Below are 15,237 nucleotides of genomic sequence, written 5' to 3'. Positions count from 1 at the left end.
TCGCTGCTGTCGCCTCGCCGGGCGAAGATCGTCTGCACGCTCGGGCCCGCCACCGCCACGGACGAACGCACCCGCAGTCTCGTCGAAACCGGGATGGACATCGCCCGACTGAATTTCAGTCACGGCGACCACACCGACCACGAGGCCAACTACCGGCGCGTCCGCGCCGCAGCCGACAGCACCGGCCGAGCTGTCGGAATCCTCGCGGACCTGCAGGGACCGAAGATCCGCCTCGGCCGCTTCACCGACGGCGCGACCGTGTGGGCGACCGGCGAACAGGTCCGGATCACCGTCGAGGACTGCGCGGGCACCCACGACCGGGTCTCGACCACCTACACCCACCTCGCCCAGGACGCACGCGCCGGTGACCGACTGCTGGTCGACGACGGCAAGATCGCGCTGACCGTGATCGCCGTCGACCGCAACGACGTGGTGTGCCGGGTGACCGAGGGCGGCCCGATCAGCAACAACAAGGGCGTATCTCTGCCCGGGATGAACGTCTCTGTCCCCGCCCTGTCCGACAAGGACATCGACGACCTCGAATTCGCCCTACGCCTCGGGGTCGACCTGATCGCCCTGTCGTTCGTGCGCGCCCCCACCGACATCGACCGCGTCCACGAGGTGATGGACCGGATCGGCCGCCGGGTCCCGGTGATCGCGAAGATCGAAAAACCCGAAGCCGTCGACGACATCGAGGCGATCGTGCGGGCCTTCGACGCGGTCATGGTCGCGCGCGGCGACCTCGGCGTCGAAGTCCCCCTCGAGCAGGTGCCGCTGGTACAGAAACGCATCGTGCAGATCGCCCGGGAGAACGCTCGACCGGTGATCGTGGCCACGCAGATGCTCGAGTCGATGATCGACAACTCCCGGCCCACCCGGGCCGAGGCGTCGGATGTGGCCAACGCGGTCCTCGACGGCGCCGACGCGGTGATGCTGTCCGGTGAAACCTCCGTCGGTGCCTACCCGACCGAGACGGTCGCGACGATGGCGCGGATCCTCTCCGCCGTCGAACACCAATCCACCACCGTCCCCGCCCTGACCCACACTCCCCGCACCCACGGCGGGGTTCTCTCGTTCGCCGCCCGCGACATCGGCGAACGCCTGAACGCCACCGCGCTGGTCGCGTTCACCCAGTCCGGGGACACCGTGCGACGACTCGCCCGGCGCCACACCCCGCTGCCACTGCTGGCCTTCACCCCGGTACCCCAGGTGCGCAACGAACTCGCCCTCACCTGGGGCACCGAAACCTTCCTCGTCGACCCGGTGGAATCGACCGACGAGATGATCCGCCAGGTCGACACCGCCCTCCTCCGACTGGGTGCCTACCGGCGCGGCGACCTCGTCGTCATCGTCGCCGGCTCACCCCCCGCACACCGTCGGATCCACCAACCTCATCCACCTCCACCGCATCGGCGAGAACGACTTCACGAAGTAGACGCTGCCGCCCTCTCGAGGAGGTGCGGGCGTGTGGCTCCGACGGGGTTCAGCTGCTCGTAGGCCCGTGCCACGTCGAGCAGGAACAGGTCGTTGCCCGGGGCCGCGACGATCTGCACGCCGACCGGCAGACCGTCGGCGCTGAATCCGGCGGGAACGGAGATCGCGGGGCAACCCAGCACCGTCACGGTCAACGCCGACGTCATCCAGTCGAGGTAGTCGTCGCAGCGACGGCCGTCGACCGCTGCCGGGTACTCGAGTTCGGCGTCGAACGGGAGCACCTGCGACACGGGCATCACCAGGATGTCGTGGTGGGTGAAGAATTCGACGGCGCGATGCTGGATCTCCGCCTGCGCCACCATGGCTTTCGCGACGTCGTCGGCGGAGAGCCGGTCTGCCTGCCGGATGTTGTCGAGCAGCGACGGCTTCAGCAGTTCGGGGGTGGCGTCGGCGCGGTCACCGAGGTCGATCTTGAACCGCCACGCCCGCAGGGTGCGGAACACCCACTCGGCGTCGGGAATCGACGGTGCGTCCTCGGCCACCACCGCACCCGCGGCGGCGAAGATCGAGGACTGCCGGTCGTGGATCTCGCGGACCGGCGCATCCACGGGGAAGATGCCGTTCAGATCCGCGGACACCGCGACGCGCAGACCCTGCAGGCCGGCGACACCGAGACGCGGCGCGAGGGCATCGGCGCTGAGCGAACTGCGGATGCGCGCGTCGGGTCCGGAGATCACCGATAGCAGCAGTTCCAGGTCGTCGACGTTCCGGGCCATCGGTCCCTGCGTCACGAGTGCGTCCCAGGGCGCGCTGTTCGGCCAGCACGGCACACGGCCCGGAGTGGGGCGCAATCCGACGACGTTGCAGAACGACGCCGGGTTGCGCAGCGAACCGCCCATGTCGCTGCCGTCGGCGAGCGCGACGAGTCCCGCGCCGAGCGCGGACGCGGCGCCGCCGCTCGAGCCACCCGCACTCTTGGTGGGGTCGTACGGGTTGGTGGTGGTCCCGAAGACGGGGTTGAACGTGTGCGAGCCGGCTGCGAATTCGGGGACGTTGGACTTGCCGATCGTGACGGCGCCGGCCGCGATGACGCGTTCGGCGATCAGCTCACTGGTCTCGGGCACGTTGTCGACGAGGAGCGGCGAGCCGGCGACGGTGGGGAAACCGGCGACGTCGTGAGTGTCCTTGAACGCGAACGGCAGTCCGTGCAGCGGCCCCACCGGGGTTCCGGCGGCGGTCTGTGCGTCGGCGGCGGCAGCGGTGGAGTGCGCGCGGTCCAGGTCGAGGCTGACGAGCGCGTTGACCGTCGGATTCACCCGCGCGATCCGGTCCGTGTGCAGGTCGAGCAGCTCGCGGGCCGAGATGTCCTTGCGACGGAGTGCGGCGAGCATCTCTCGCGCGGTCGAGTAGTGATCGATGGTCATTTCGAGGTCTCCAGGATCGGGGTGGTGGCGGGAAGGTCTTCCGACGACGCGGGGGCCGGGGTGCGGGGACGGGTGGCGCGGACGACGGCCTCCACGACGGCGATCACCGCGAGGTTGAGGACCAGGCCGCAGATGCCGGCGTCGATGTTGGCGAGGTTCAGTTCGAAGACGGTCATCACGATGACGGTGAGCATTCCCACGACGAGACCGGCGAACACGGATTGCTTGGCGAGCAACGGCTTCTCGGGCAGAGCCAGCGCCAGACCGGGGGCGAGCTGGCTGAGACCACCGAACGTGAGCAGCAACAGGTTGGCCAGCAGATCGGGGCGCGTCAGGCCGAGCACGAGGGCCATGGTGGCAGCGGCGATCACGACCAGGTGGTTGAACCGAAGCTTCGTGCGCTCGCTTTCGATCTTCACCAGGTTGTGCGACGCCAGCGTCGAGATGCCGATGCAGATGGCGCCGGCAGGCAGCATCGCGGCGGAGGCCGCGGCGATCGCGATCAGTCCGAGCGCCCAGTTCGGCAGCGCTCCCCCGGCCAGCGTGAGCAGGACGGCGTTACTGCTGGTATTGGGATTCAGTGCGAGGATCCCGACGAAGCCCAGCATGATCGGAAGAATCATGACCACCTGGTACATCGGCAGAAAAGTGTTGTTGGAGCGGATCACTCGACCGTTCTTTGCGGCCAGCAGCGGCGGCCAGAGGTGCGGGGTGGTGAGGAACCCGCAGCCGATCGCGGAGATCAGCAGGCTCGTGGTCCACCAGACCTTGTCGTAGTCACCGGGGTTCACGGTCAGCATCTCGCTGTGGGTCTGGGCGATCTGGCCGAACACGTCGCCGATGCCACCGGCGAAGTGCAACGGGATCACGATCGACAGCACCACGACGGCGAGCAGGATCAGGACGTCCTTGACATAGGCGGTGCGCGCGAGGCCGTGAATGCCGGCCCACAGCACGAACCCGACGACGAGGACGGTCGCGACGATCATGCTCAGAGTGCCCGAACTCGCGCTGCCCGTGACGAGTCGGACGATCAGGCCGAGGCCGGTGATCTGCAACTGCAGGTACGGCAGCAGGAAGATGATGCCGCACAGGGCGACCAGCCGGCCGAGGAGCGGGCTGCGGTACCGGTCCGCGAAGAAGTCGGCCTGGGTGATGTATCCGCGGTCCTTGCTGAGTTTCCAGATTCGCGGTCCGATGAAATACAGGGCCACGTAGCCGAGCGGGATGTACGGGATGGCGTAGGTGGCGCCGATGCCCGCGGTGAACGCGATACCGGCGACACCGAGGAACGTGAACGTGGTGAACGATTCACCGGCCTGCAGGAAGAAACTGGTGACCACACCGAAGTTCCGTTTGCCGACCGTCCACTCACTCAGGTTCTGAGCGCGTTTCCGGCGTCCACCGACCGCGATCACGGCCAATCCGATCATGCCGGCCAGCGTGATCCACAGAGCTGAGTTCGTCATAGCGTCGCCTCCTCGAGCTGGAGGTCGTCGCTCCGCTCCTCGTGCGGCCGGACGAGGCCGAACTCCACCGCCGCCAGCGCGGGCAGCAGCAGGAGCACCCAGGCCGAGCACCAGACGAGCAGCCGGGGCATCCCCAGCCACAGATCGGCCGTGTTCACAAACGGCAGCCACACGGCGGTGACGAGTGCGAGCACCGGGGCGACCGGGACGAGCAGCAGCCAGCGGCGCTGCGGCGAATCCTCGATCGCCCCGAGAATGGCGTCTCGTTGCATGCTGTTCCTTCTTCCATCCGGGGAGTAGAGGAAGCATGCGTGGTGCGGATCACAGCACTCAACCGCTGTACGAGGTTCGGCGAAATCGGCCACCAGCATGTCGGAGATCGCAATCAGGCGCGCCGGAGGGGCGGTCCGATGTCGAAATCCGTCACATTGTCCGTCCGCTGCGTTTGACCGCCTGCACCACCATGTTGGTTTCCAGGGCCGCCGCGTCCGCCACCCACGGCGCGGTCGTGATGTAGTCGTAGAGCACCGACTCGTCCGGCGCGGCGATGTTCGCGACCACCTGGTACTCGCCCGCCGTGCCGGCGGCGTACCGCACGTACGGCATCTCGAGCATCCCCCGCACGAGCGGTTCGATCCGGTTGCGCTGGGTCTTGATGAACAGCATCGCCTCGGCACGCAGCCCGAACAGGGCAGGATCCACCACCACCCGGAGGCTGATCGCACCCTCGGTGAGCAGCGACTGGACACGTCGCCGGGCCGTCGCCTCGGAGACACCCGCGGTCCGGGCGAGCGCCGTGGTGCCCACCCGCCCGTTCTGCATCAGCTCGCGGATGATCGTCCGGTCGACGGGATCCCGGGTGCCGCGTTCCAGGTCCGTGAGGAAGGTCGCCGGAGGCGACACCCCGCCGATCGCGTCCTTCTCGGCGGGGGTCAACACCCCGGCCTCCCATTCGCGGACCGTGCGGAAGTACCGCAGCACCGGGTCGGTCCAGCTTCGGACGACGCCCATCGTCGCGGGCAGTTCGTCCATGACGAGCTTCGGGAGGCGATCCCGGGACACGTGGATCTCGGCCACACAGTCGGCGGTGCCGGTGAGGATGTACACGAAGATGCAGTCGCTGCGCTGAGCGAGGGCGCTCGCCGCCACCCGCACCGTTCCCGGGGAGCACTGGAGGCGCACGATCGCGGTGCCGCCGCTGTTCGCGACGGCGGTGACCGCCACCCGCCCGGACTCGAGGAGCGCGATGCCGTGCCGGGTCACGTTCCGCTCGGGTTCGCCGAGCGCCTGGGCAATTCGGCTCCAGGAACATCGCCCGTCGACCTGGAGGGCGGCGACGATCCGCTGATCGAGCGAGAACCTGCGTTCGGTCATTGAAGCCGCCTGCCCTCCATGCAACGTGTGCATGCGATGGTAGGCCAGTCGGTGGTGGCGAGAATCCAGACCTGTTCGCAGGTGATATCGGGCCCGCGCGTCGTGACTCGAAACTGCTGGTCTGCAACGGAATACGCCTCGCACCAGAACCGCAGGCGGACACGCTGAATCACCAAAGGTTAGGCTAACCGTATATGGTCTGAACGTGACGGTGCGCATCGCCACGCGCACCGCAGTTGTCCGCTACGAAAGGTGATCGCATATGCAGTCGACGGCCGTTGCCGAGTCCGCAGAGACTTCGGTGGACCTCCCGCCGGGCGCGCCGTTCGTTCTCTCCCGCCCGCACGGCACCGTGATCGCCGACGGCATCCGCACCGGTTACGACTCCGCCCGCGACGCCGCCGCGGCCCTGCGGAGCGGCACCGCGACGTCGGTGGTCGGCGCGCTCGCCTTCGACCCGTCACATCCCGCCGCGCTGATCGCACCACAGACGCTGCGTCATCACCCGCGAAGCTGGTCCCCTCGTCGGCAGGCCCTTCCACACATACGCGCCGGCGAGTCGATTCCCCCGGAGGACGAGCACGTCGCCCGGGTCACCGCCGCCATTCACCTGCTGCGAGAGCCCGAGGCCGCACTGCACAAGGTGGTGCTCGCCCGATCGGTCGTCCTGCACGCCGGCGAACCGCTGCATCCGCACGCACTGCTCGCGCAACTCGTCGCGAACGACCTCGGCGGCAACGGCTTCAGCGTCGATCTGAGCGCCGCGGGCACCGGCTGGTCGGGACGGCACCTCGTCGGCTCGAGTCCCGAGGTGCTCATCCGTCGCCGCGGCGACACCGTGACCTGCCATCCGCTCGCCGGATCCGCTCCCCGGCACACCGATCCCGAGATCGACAGGCTGACCGCGGAGAACCTCGCGGCGTCGGAGAAGAATCTGCGCGAACACGCCCTCGTCGTCGACGCGCTGCGCGCGAGCCTCGAACCGTTCTGCACCGAACTCGACATCCCCGACCGGCCCACACTCACCAGCACACCGCAACTGTGGCATCTCGGCACACCCGTATCGGGACGACTGCGGGACCGCTCGGTGACCGCACTGGACCTCGCCGTCGCCGTGCACCCGACCCCGGCCGTGTGCGGCACCCCCACCGACGCCGCGCGTGCACTGATCGGCGAACTCGAGGGCGACCGCGGCTTCTACGCCGGCGCCGTGGGCTGGGCCGACGCCGACGGTGACGGCGAATGGATGGTCACCATCCGGTGCGCGCAGATCGACGCCGACCGCACCACCGTCACGGCGTACGCCGGCGGCGGCATCGTCGCTGCCTCCGAACCGGACGACGAACTCGCCGAGACCACAACCAAACTGGGCACCGTCCTCGCCGCACTGGGACTCCCCCGATGAGCGGCACGACACTGGTCGTCGGGGCGGCCCAGGGCATCGGACGGGCCACGGCCGTCACGCTGTCGCGGTCCGGCCACCGCCTGGTACTGCTCGATCGTGATGCCGACGGCCTCGCCGCCACCGCCGCACTGCTCGACGCTCCGCCGCTCGGCACCGCCGTCACCGACATCCGCGACACCGCCGCCGTCACCGACACCGTCCGCCGGATCGAGGACCAGCACGGACCCATCACCGCGCTCGCGCACGTGGCGGGTGTGCTCGAGACCGGCTCCGTTCTCGACGCCGACCCCGAGAGCTGGCAGCGCGTGTTCGACGTCAACGTCACCGGCCTCGTCAACGTGCTGCGGGCGGTCGGCACCGGAATGCGCGAGCGTGCAGCCGGTTCCATCGTCGTGGTCGGTTCCAACGCCGCGGGCGTCCCCCGCACCGGAATGGGCGCGTACGGCGCGTCCAAGGCCGCCGTCTCGATGATCGTCCGGGTACTCGGCCTCGAACTCGCCGAATACGGGATCCGCGCCAACATCGTCGCCCCCGGCTCGACGGACACCGCGATGCAGCGGTCGCTGTGGTCGGATCCCGCCGACGACGCCGGAGCACGCGGAGCGATCGACGGAGACCTGGGCTCGTTCAAGGTCGGTATCCCGCTGGGCCGCATCGCCGACGCCGCCGACATCGCCGACGCCGTCGAGTTCCTCCTGTCGGATCGGGCACGTCACATCACCATGCAGGCGCTCTACGTCGACGGCGGCGCTACCCTCCGAGCCTGACGACCCCGGACAGCCGTGCCCGTGAAAGGACTTTCGATGACCACGAGCGTTCGCGCTCCCCTGGAGACCACCGTCGGCTACCCCGCCGACCTCGCCGCACGCTACCGTGACGCCGGGTACTGGACGGACGAGACGTTCCAGCAGTTCCTGGGCGCCCGCGCCGAGCAATTCGGGGACGCGATCGCCGTGACCGGACCAGACGCGTCCGGGGCGGACCGTGCCGTCACCTACCGGGAACTGTCCGACCGCGCCGACCGGCTCGCCGCCGGGCTGCAGTCGTCGGGGGTGCAGCCCGGCGACCGGGTCGTGGTGCAGTTGCCGAACATCGTCGAGTACGTCGAGGTGATCTTCGCGGTCTTCCGGCTCGGTGCACTGCCGGTGTTCGCGCTGCCCGCGCACCGCGTCCAGGAGATCTCCTACTTCTGCAGCTTCACCGACGCCGCGGCCTACGTCGTCACCGATACGCACGCCGGATTCGACTACCGCACACTTGCCCGCGACGTGGTGGCCTCGGCCGAGAATCCGCCCAGGATCATCGTGGCCGGGGACGCGGAGGAGTTCACGCCACTCGACGAACTGCGGGCGGCGGAACCGATCTCGGGCGGGCCGGCGGTGGGTCCGGAATCCGTGGCGTTCCTGCAGCTCTCGGGCGGGACCACCGGGGTGTCGAAGCTGATCCCGCGCACCCACACCGACTACCTGTACTCGGTGCGCGAGTCGGACCGCATCTGCGGCGTCGACGAGAGCACCCGCATGCTCGTCGTTCTGCCTGCGGCGCACAACTTTCCGATGAGCTCACCGGGCATCCTCGGCGTGCTGCACGCCGGTGGTCGCGTGGTGCTCGCGCCGGATCCGAGCCCCGACACCGCGTTCGCGCTCATCGAGAAGGAGGGCGTCACGATTGCGTCTCTGGTGCCGCCGCTCGCGTTGGCCTGGCTGGCCGCCAGTGGTCGCACCGAACGGGACCTCTCGAGCCTCGAGGTGCTGCAGGTGGGCGGTGCCAAGTTCAGCGCCGAGGCCGCGAAGCGGGTGCGTCCCGAACTCGGGTGCACGCTGCAGCAGGTCTTCGGGATGGCGGAGGGACTCGTCAACTACACGCGGCTCGACGACCCGGAAGACACGATCGTCACCACCCAGGGCAGACCGATCAGCCCCGACGACGAGGTCCGGGTCGTCGACGACCGGGGCGAACCCGTCCCGAACGGCACGTCCGGTCATCTGCTCACCCGCGGTCCGTACACCATTCGCGGGTATTACCGGGCTCCCGAACACAATTCGACGGCCTTCACCGAGGACGGCTTCTACCGCACCGGCGACATCGTCCGGCTCACGGACGACGGCTACCTCGTCGTCGAGGGCCGCGCGAAGGATCAGATCAACCGCGGCGGCGAGAAGGTGGCCGCGGAAGAGGTCGAGAACCATCTGCTCGCACACCCCGCCGTCGCCGACGTCGCGGTGGTGTCGATGCCCGACCCGTATCTCGGCGAACGGAGTTGCGCGTTCGTCGTGGTGCAAGGTGGGCAGCCGAAGGCCGTCGAACTCAAGAAGTTCGTCCGCGACCGCGGACTCGCCGACTACAAGGTGCCGGACAAGGTGGTGTTCGTCGACGAGTTCCCGGTCACCGGGGTCGGCAAGATCAGCAGGTCCGATCTGCGGCGGGCACTGGAGAAGACGTTCGTGGCCTCGTGACCCGACCCGGCTATCGGGACAGTCGCCCCAACAGCGCGGACGCGACGGCGATCCCGAGCACCGCGGCTGCCACGAGCACCCCGAAGTCCAGCCAGTAGTTCGTGGGCTGGCCGATCAGCAGCCCCCTGAGTGCGGACACCTCGTAACTCAGGGGGTTCACGCGGCTGATCGCCTGGACCCACCCCGGCATGAGTTCCACCGGGTACAGCGCGTTCGACGTGAAGAACAGCGGCATCGTGATCGCCTGGCCGATCCCCATCAGCCGGTCACGTTTGAGCACCACCCCGGCGATGGCCACCGACAGGCACGAGAAGAACGCCGCGCCCAGCACCACGACCGCGACGACACCCAGAAGACGAACCGGATTCCACGTCATCCCGACCCCGAGAAGCGCAGCCACGACCACGACGACCACGGCCTGGGTGACCGCGCGGACGCCGGCCGCGAACGCCTTGCCCGTCACGAGAGCCGCCCGCGGCGTGGGTGTCACGAGCAGCTTGGTCAAGACCCCTGCGTCGCGTTCCCAGATGATCTGGATGCCGTAGAAGATCGCGACGAAGAGCGCCGACTGGGCGATGATGCCCGGTGCCAGGTAGTCCAGGTAGGGGACGTCGCCGGTCGGGATCGCGCGGATGCGGCTGAACGTCTCTCCGAAGATGACCAGCCACAGGATCGGCTGGATCGCCCGGGTCACCAACTCGGTGCGGTCGTGGCGGAGTTTCTGCAGCTCGACCAGACAGAACGTGACGATCCGCGACGACAACCGGAGCACACCCCGGGTCGGCGGTTCAGCCCAGACGGCGGGCAGTGCGGCGGGCGCTACGGACATCCCGGAGCCCTCCCTTCTCGTCGGCGGTGAGACTGTCACCGGTGAAGTGGCGGAAGACGTCATCGAGCGTCGTGTCGGGCCCCAGTTCGGCGACGAGCCCCGACGGGGAACCGACCGCCCGCAGTTCGCCGCGGTGCATCAACGCGACCCGATCACACAGTGCCTCGGCCTCTTCCATGTAGTGGGTGGTGAGCAGGACCGTCATCCCGTACTGCTTCTGCATCTCGGTGACGCGGGCCCACACCGAATCCCGCGCCACCGGATCGAGCCCGACCGTCGGTTCGTCGAGCACCAGCAACGACGGCCGGTTGACCAACGCCTGCGCGAGTTCGAGTCGCCGGACCATGCCGCCCGAGAAACTCGACGCCACCCGGTCGGCGACGTCGGCGAGGTCCACCATCTCCAGTACCTCGTCCACCCGGCGCCGCCGTTCGGACCGGGGTACGTCGTAGAGGCGGGCGAACCAGGACACGTTCTCACGGGCGGTGAGCGCGCCTTCGATCGACAACTGTTGCGGCACATACCCGAGCAGCCGTCGAACGGCCATCGCCTGGGTGCGCACGTCGTACCCGAAGATGCTCACGTCGCCGTCCTGCAGCGGAAGAAGCGTGTTGAGCAGTCGGATCGTGGTGGTCTTCCCCGCCCCGTTGGGGCCGAGAAGGCCGAAGCACTCCCCCGCCTCGATCACGAGGCTCAGGTCCTTCACCGCGGTATAGTCCCCGAACGAGTAGGTCACGTGCGACAGTGCCAGCGCCTCGTGGGCCGGCCGCTGTCGTGCGGCGGTCTGCGCCCTGCGAAACATCATCTGACGACCTCCTGATCGCTCGGCCCGGCCTGATCCGGGTGAAGCGCTCCGGCGAGGCGGGTGATGGCGGGTATCGCGGATTCGATGGCCTGCCTGTCCTCGGCACTCAGTCCGTCGAATGCGGCCGCGACCTCGATGTTGCGGCGGTCGCGCCAACGCTCGACCTGCGATCGTGCCTCGTCGGTGAGCGCCAAGCGGGCGACGCGACGGTCGGACTCGTCCCGCACCCGTTCGACCAGCCCGGCGTCGGTGAGTTGCCGCACGAGGGTGGAGACGGTGTTCGCCGCGAGGCCCAGGGCCGCCGCGGCTTCCGCCACGGACGTGCCGGGCCTGCGGCGGAGCAGCCGCACCAACTCCACCTGCGACCCCGTCAACGGTGTCTCCGGCCACGGCCGCCCGACCCGCCGGCGCGTGTGCCGGCGCAGCAATCCGATTGCGGCGAAGAGCTGTTCGGCAGGCGACTCGTTCTGTGCCATGGATTCAATATAGCTCTGTTTCAGAGGTATTTCGAGGGCAGCTACGCTCGGGCATGCACACCGAGTTCGGATGATCGAGGTGACGAGGAGACGTCTGCATGTGCCTGGTCCTGTTCGCCTGGCATACCCGCCCCGACCTCCCCCTCGTCGTCGCGGCCAACCGCGACGAGTTCTACACCCGCCCCACCGAACCGCTGAGCAGGTGGGACGACGGGTTCGTCGCGGGCCGCGATCTACTCGCCGGCGGCACCTGGATGGGAATCGCCGACTCCCTGCGATTCGCGGCCGTCACCAACGTCCGCAACGGCGCACCCTCGACCGGGGCACGGTCGCGTGGGGCCCTGCCCGTCGACTACCTCCGCGGTCGGCTGTCCCCCGCCGACTACGCCGCACAGGTGGCCGCGACGGGCGCCGAGTACGGCAGCTTCAACCTGCTCGTCGGCGACCCCGCGGAACTGTGGTGGGCCACCAACCGGCCCCACGGTCGGCGGCAGCGAGTGGAACCCGGCGTCCACGGCCTGTCCAACGCCGAACTCGACACGCCCTGGCCGAAGGTGACCGGCGGCAAGCAGGCGTTCGCCGCTGCACTCGCCGCCGACGACGGCAACCCCGATGCGGATCCGGGGGCATACTTCGACGTGCTCGCCGACAGCGACCCCGCACCGTGGGAGGCGCTGCCCGACACGGGCATCGAACCCGAACTCGAACGCGCCCTGTCGTCCCGGTTCATTCACTACGGCGACTACGGGACGCGGGCGTCGACACTGCTGCGGGTCCGGCCGGACGGCACCTTCGACATCACCGAACGACGGTTCGACGAGAACGGCCGCACCGGCGAGGTCCACTACCCCGCACGTGAGTGACAAAGTGTGCTCCCGCGCGCTTTGCCACTCACGTCAGGTGAGGGAGGAACGGATGACGCCCGCCGTCTGATCGAGCGCGATCCGGCTCGGCGACTTCGGCATTCCGCGCAGCCCGAACCCGTCACCGGCCGTGCGGGGAACGACGTGCAGGTGGACGTGGAAGACCTCCTGGCCGGCGGCGATCCCGTCGGCCAGGAACAGGTTGACGCCCTGAGCCCGCATCGGCCCGTGGCGCAGCGCGGTCGCGATGCGCTGCCCCACCGCGAACACCGCCGCTCCGTCACCCGGGTCGAGGTCGGCGAGCCCGGTCGCGTGCCGCTTCGGGACCACCAGCAGGTGTCCGGAGGTCCACGGCCGGATGTCCATGAACGCCATCACGTCGTCGTCCTCGTGCACGACGCTGGCGTCGGATCGGCCCGACACGATCTCGCAGAAAATGCAGTTCACGGGTTAGGCACCTCCGGTGCTTGTGCGCCTTTTCGGTAGCCCCCGCTACCAAAAAGGCGCACGGGCGCTACGCGCCTACAGGATCGGGGACGGCTGGTAGGCGGCTGCCTCGGGGTTGGCATCGACGAGCTTCTGCACCTGCGCGACGACCGTGGCGACCTGGGACTCGGCGGCACCGATGAACGCCTTCTTGTCGGCGAGGGCCTCGTCGAGGGCGGCCCGGTCGAGGGGCAGGCGGTCGTCGGCGGCCAGTCGGTCGAGGAGGTCGGGTTCCTTGCCTTCTTCGCGCATCGCCAGCGCGACAGCGACGGCGTGTTCCTTGATGACCTCGTGCGCCGTCTCCCGGCCCACACCGGCCCGCACCAGGGCCATCAGGACCTTGGTCGTGGCGAGGAACGGCAGGTACCGGGTGAGTTCCTTCTCGATGACGGCGGGGTAGGCGCCGAATTCGGCGAGCACCGTCAGGAACGTCTCGATCAGTCCGTCGATCGCGAAGAACGCGTCCGGCAGTGCGACGCGGCGCACCACCGAGCAGAACACGTCGCCCTCGTTCCACTGCGCGCCCGCGAGCTCGGCGGCCATGGACGCGTACCCGCGCAGCACGACCTGCAGTCCGTTGACGCGCTCGCAGGAACGGGTGTTCATCTTGTGCGGCATCGCGGACGACCCGACCTGGCCGGGCTGGAAGCCCTCGGTGACCAGTTCGTGGCCGGCCATCAGGCGGATGGTGTGCGCGAACGACGACGGCCCGGCCGCCACCTGAACCAGCGCGGACAGCACGTCGTGGTCCAGCGACCGCGGGTACACCTGACCGACGCTCGTGAACACGTGGGAGAAGCCGAGGTGCTCGGCGACCTTCTGCTCGAGCGCCTCCAGCTTGGACGCGTCGCCGTCGAGGAGGTCGAGCATGTCCTGCGCTGTGCCCATGGGGCCCTTGATGCCACGCAGCGGGTAGCGGTCGATCAGCTCGCGCAGCCGGGTGAGCGCGACGAGCAGTTCGTCGGCCGCCGACGCGAACCGCTTGCCCAGTGTGGTGGCCTGCGCCGCGACGTTGTGCGACCGGCCGGCCATGACGAGGCTGCCGTACTCGGCGGCCCGCTCGGCCAGCCGGGCGGCGACCGCGACACCGTGCGCGTGCACGTGCTCGAGCGACCGCAGGATCTGCAGCTGCTCGACGTTCTCGGTGAGGTCGCGGCTGGTCAGACCCTTGTGAACCTGCTCGTGCCCGGCGAGGGCGTTGAACTCCTCGATGCGGGCCTTCACGTCGTGGCGCGTGACGCGCTCACGGTCGGCGATGGAGTCGAGGTCCACCTGCTCGAGCACCCGCTCGTAGTCGGCGAGCGCCTCGGCCGGCACGTCGATCCCGAGTTCCGCCTGGGCACGCAGCACGGCGAGCCACAGCTGACGCTCGAGGACGATCTTGTGCTCGGGCGACCACAACTCGACGAGTTCGGGGCTGGCGTAACGGTTGGCAAGGACGTTCGGGATGCGGCTCACGAGTCCTCAGTTTACGGCGGTGCTACAGCTCGACGTGGTCCGGCCGGTCCAGGGCGGGCGCGACGACGTCGACGACGTCGAGCAGCATGGCCCGGGCGAGGGCCCGCAGGTCGGGGTCGTGTTCGCCGAGCGCGGTCACCAGGGCTCCGTCGACGACGGCGACGAGCCGCCGGAGTTGCTCCTGCCGGACGTCGCGGTCGGAGCGTCGCAGGGCCTCGGTGAGTACGTCGTCGAGTTGTGCGCGCAACCGCAACTGGACCTCACGCAGTTCGGGGCGACGCGCGCAGGCCGTGAACCGCTCGTACCGGGAGATCAGCCTCTCGCGGCAGTCCTCACTGATCAGAGCCGGTCCGACGAGTAGGTCGAGGAGGAGGTCGACGGTGGATTCACGACCGCGGCGCCGGTGCGTGACGTCGTCGACGCGGCCGCGCATGACCGCGAGATCACGGTTGCCGTTGCATTCGACGGCCTTCGCGATCAGGTCGTCCAGCGACTCGAAATAGTAGGTGGTCGACGCGAGAGGAAGGTCGGCCCGGGTGGCCACCGAGCGGTGCCGGACCGCGTCGAATCCGCCCTCGAGCAACAGATCGGCGGCAGCCTCGACCAGCGCCTGTCGGCGCCGTTCGCCCTTCGGAGTTGCCGCAGATGACACCAATTCATCCTGCCAGCCGCGGGTGCCGCACCAGGGCAAATTGGACGACAGACCGCGAAGTATGTGGGCTGCGGAGGCCACCCGCGGGGCGTCGGGACCATGCGGG

14 protein-coding genes and 1 pseudogene are annotated in these 15,237 nt (G+C 69.0%); 5 read left to right on the top strand and 10 right to left on the bottom strand.

Annotated elements, in window-relative coordinates; all coding sequences use genetic code 11:
• The first annotated feature begins 6 nt into the window (after positions 1 to 6).
• A pseudogene (gene pyk / locus HGB39_RS27530) lies at positions 7 to 1,435 on the top strand (pyruvate kinase).
• On the opposite strand, the gene HGB39_RS27525 reads toward pyk, so the two are convergent.
• The 4 genes from HGB39_RS27525 to HGB39_RS27510 form a co-directional block, all read right to left on the bottom strand.
• On the bottom strand, positions 1,425 to 2,858 hold the full coding sequence (locus tag HGB39_RS27525; protein WP_054245745.1) for an amidase: 1,434 nt from the start codon (positions 2,856 to 2,858) through the stop codon (positions 1,425 to 1,427). The pseudogene pyk and the gene HGB39_RS27525 sit on opposite strands and share 11 nt — an antisense overlap.
• Complete coding sequence (locus tag HGB39_RS27520; RefSeq protein WP_054245746.1) at positions 2,855 to 4,327, bottom strand: sodium:solute symporter family protein; 1,473 nt, start codon at positions 4,325 to 4,327, stop codon at positions 2,855 to 2,857. The genes HGB39_RS27525 and HGB39_RS27520 overlap by 4 nt, the downstream gene beginning before the upstream one ends.
• Positions 4,324 to 4,599 (bottom strand): hypothetical protein, encoded by a 276-nt coding sequence (locus tag HGB39_RS27515; RefSeq protein WP_005566410.1) that lies wholly within the window; start codon positions 4,597 to 4,599, stop codon positions 4,324 to 4,326. Before HGB39_RS27515 ends, HGB39_RS27520 begins: the two co-directional genes overlap by 4 nt.
• Positions 4,600 to 4,750: 151 nt before the next feature.
• Positions 4,751 to 5,701 (bottom strand): Lrp/AsnC family transcriptional regulator, encoded by a 951-nt coding sequence (locus HGB39_RS27510; protein ID WP_005566409.1) that lies wholly within the window; start codon positions 5,699 to 5,701, stop codon positions 4,751 to 4,753.
• Positions 5,702 to 5,963: 262 nt separating this feature from the next.
• On the opposite strand from HGB39_RS27510, the gene HGB39_RS27505 reads away from it, so the two are divergent.
• From HGB39_RS27505 to HGB39_RS27495, 3 genes are read left to right on the top strand one after another with little or no spacing between them, the layout of a single operon-like run.
• On the top strand, positions 5,964 to 7,106 hold the full coding sequence (locus HGB39_RS27505; RefSeq protein WP_064080076.1) for an isochorismate synthase: 1,143 nt from the start codon (positions 5,964 to 5,966) through the stop codon (positions 7,104 to 7,106).
• Positions 7,103 to 7,873: an SDR family oxidoreductase gene (locus tag HGB39_RS27500; RefSeq protein WP_064080075.1), complete on the top strand. Its 771-nt coding sequence runs from the start codon at positions 7,103 to 7,105 to the stop codon at positions 7,871 to 7,873. The genes HGB39_RS27505 and HGB39_RS27500 overlap by 4 nt, the downstream gene beginning before the upstream one ends.
• A 36-nt stretch (positions 7,874 to 7,909) precedes the next feature.
• Positions 7,910 to 9,562: a (2,3-dihydroxybenzoyl)adenylate synthase gene (locus HGB39_RS27495; RefSeq protein ID WP_064080074.1), complete on the top strand. Its 1,653-nt coding sequence runs from the start codon at positions 7,910 to 7,912 to the stop codon at positions 9,560 to 9,562.
• A gap of 10 nt (positions 9,563 to 9,572) precedes the next feature.
• Here HGB39_RS27495 and HGB39_RS27490 read toward each other — a convergent pair whose 3' ends face one another.
• Genes HGB39_RS27490 through HGB39_RS27480 form a run of 3 tightly spaced genes read right to left on the bottom strand, consistent with a single transcriptional unit; the run spans position 9,573 to position 11,672 of the window.
• Positions 9,573 to 10,391, bottom strand: a complete 819-nt coding sequence (locus tag HGB39_RS27490; RefSeq protein WP_064080073.1) for an ABC transporter permease — start codon at positions 10,389 to 10,391, stop codon at positions 9,573 to 9,575.
• Entirely contained in the window at positions 10,351 to 11,196 is an 846-nt protein-coding gene (locus HGB39_RS27485) for an ABC transporter ATP-binding protein (protein WP_064080072.1), read from the bottom strand. The genes HGB39_RS27490 and HGB39_RS27485 overlap by 41 nt, the downstream gene beginning before the upstream one ends.
• Positions 11,193 to 11,672 carry a MarR family winged helix-turn-helix transcriptional regulator gene (locus tag HGB39_RS27480; RefSeq protein ID WP_064080071.1) on the bottom strand — a complete coding sequence of 160 codons (480 nt, stop codon included), beginning with the start codon at positions 11,670 to 11,672 and terminating at the stop codon, positions 11,193 to 11,195. The genes HGB39_RS27485 and HGB39_RS27480 overlap by 4 nt, the downstream gene beginning before the upstream one ends.
• Positions 11,673 to 11,770: 98 nt before the next feature.
• On the opposite strand from HGB39_RS27480, the gene HGB39_RS27475 reads away from it, so the two are divergent.
• Positions 11,771 to 12,535, top strand: coding sequence for an NRDE family protein (locus tag HGB39_RS27475; protein WP_064080070.1), 765 nt, complete (start codon positions 11,771 to 11,773; stop codon positions 12,533 to 12,535).
• Positions 12,536 to 12,568: 33 nt separating this feature from the next.
• Here the strand turns inward: HGB39_RS27475 and HGB39_RS27470 are convergent, their stop codons facing one another.
• The 3 genes from HGB39_RS27470 to HGB39_RS27460 form a co-directional block, all read right to left on the bottom strand.
• A complete protein-coding gene (locus HGB39_RS27470) occupies positions 12,569 to 12,982 on the bottom strand; it encodes an HIT family protein (protein WP_005566400.1) in 414 nt (137 codons plus the stop codon).
• 75 nt (positions 12,983 to 13,057) lie between these two features.
• Complete coding sequence (gene purB, locus HGB39_RS27465; RefSeq protein ID WP_005254886.1) at positions 13,058 to 14,479, bottom strand: adenylosuccinate lyase; 1,422 nt, start codon at positions 14,477 to 14,479, stop codon at positions 13,058 to 13,060.
• A 22-nt stretch (positions 14,480 to 14,501) separates the two neighbouring features.
• A complete protein-coding gene (locus HGB39_RS27460) occupies positions 14,502 to 15,131 on the bottom strand; it encodes a TetR/AcrR family transcriptional regulator (protein WP_005254889.1) in 630 nt (209 codons plus the stop codon).
• Positions 15,132 to 15,237: the final 106 nt, after the last annotated feature.

Source organism: Rhodococcus opacus, assembly GCF_012396235.1.
GTDB classification, from domain to species: domain Bacteria; phylum Actinomycetota; class Actinomycetes; order Mycobacteriales; family Mycobacteriaceae; genus Rhodococcus_F; species Rhodococcus_F opacus.
This window is presented reverse-complemented; position numbering and strand designations above follow the sequence as displayed.

What these genes read in the sequence shown, in the direction of transcription:
- HGB39_RS27485 (WP_064080072.1), bottom strand. Translation starts at nt 11,196, where the DNA reads ATGATGTTTCGCAGGGCGCAGACCGCCGCACGACAGCGGCCGGCCCAC.
- HGB39_RS27475 (WP_064080070.1), top strand. Translation starts at nt 11,771, where the DNA reads ATGTGCCTGGTCCTGTTCGCCTGGCATACCCGCCCCGACCTCCCCCTC.
- HGB39_RS27500 (WP_064080075.1), top strand. Translation starts at nt 7,103, where the DNA reads ATGAGCGGCACGACACTGGTCGTCGGGGCGGCCCAGGGCATCGGACGG.
- HGB39_RS27490 (WP_064080073.1), bottom strand. Translation starts at nt 10,391, where the DNA reads ATGTCCGTAGCGCCCGCCGCACTGCCCGCCGTCTGGGCTGAACCGCCG.
- HGB39_RS27505 (WP_064080076.1), top strand. Translation starts at nt 5,964, where the DNA reads ATGCAGTCGACGGCCGTTGCCGAGTCCGCAGAGACTTCGGTGGACCTC.
- HGB39_RS27515 (WP_005566410.1), bottom strand. Translation starts at nt 4,599, where the DNA reads ATGCAACGAGACGCCATTCTCGGGGCGATCGAGGATTCGCCGCAGCGC.
- HGB39_RS27495 (WP_064080074.1), top strand. Translation starts at nt 7,910, where the DNA reads ATGACCACGAGCGTTCGCGCTCCCCTGGAGACCACCGTCGGCTACCCC.
- HGB39_RS27480 (WP_064080071.1), bottom strand. Translation starts at nt 11,672, where the DNA reads ATGGCACAGAACGAGTCGCCTGCCGAACAGCTCTTCGCCGCAATCGGA.
- HGB39_RS27510 (WP_005566409.1), bottom strand. Translation starts at nt 5,701, where the DNA reads ATGACCGAACGCAGGTTCTCGCTCGATCAGCGGATCGTCGCCGCCCTC.
- HGB39_RS27525 (WP_054245745.1), bottom strand. Translation starts at nt 2,858, where the DNA reads ATGACCATCGATCACTACTCGACCGCGCGAGAGATGCTCGCCGCACTC.
- HGB39_RS27520 (WP_054245746.1), bottom strand. Translation starts at nt 4,327, where the DNA reads ATGACGAACTCAGCTCTGTGGATCACGCTGGCCGGCATGATCGGATTG.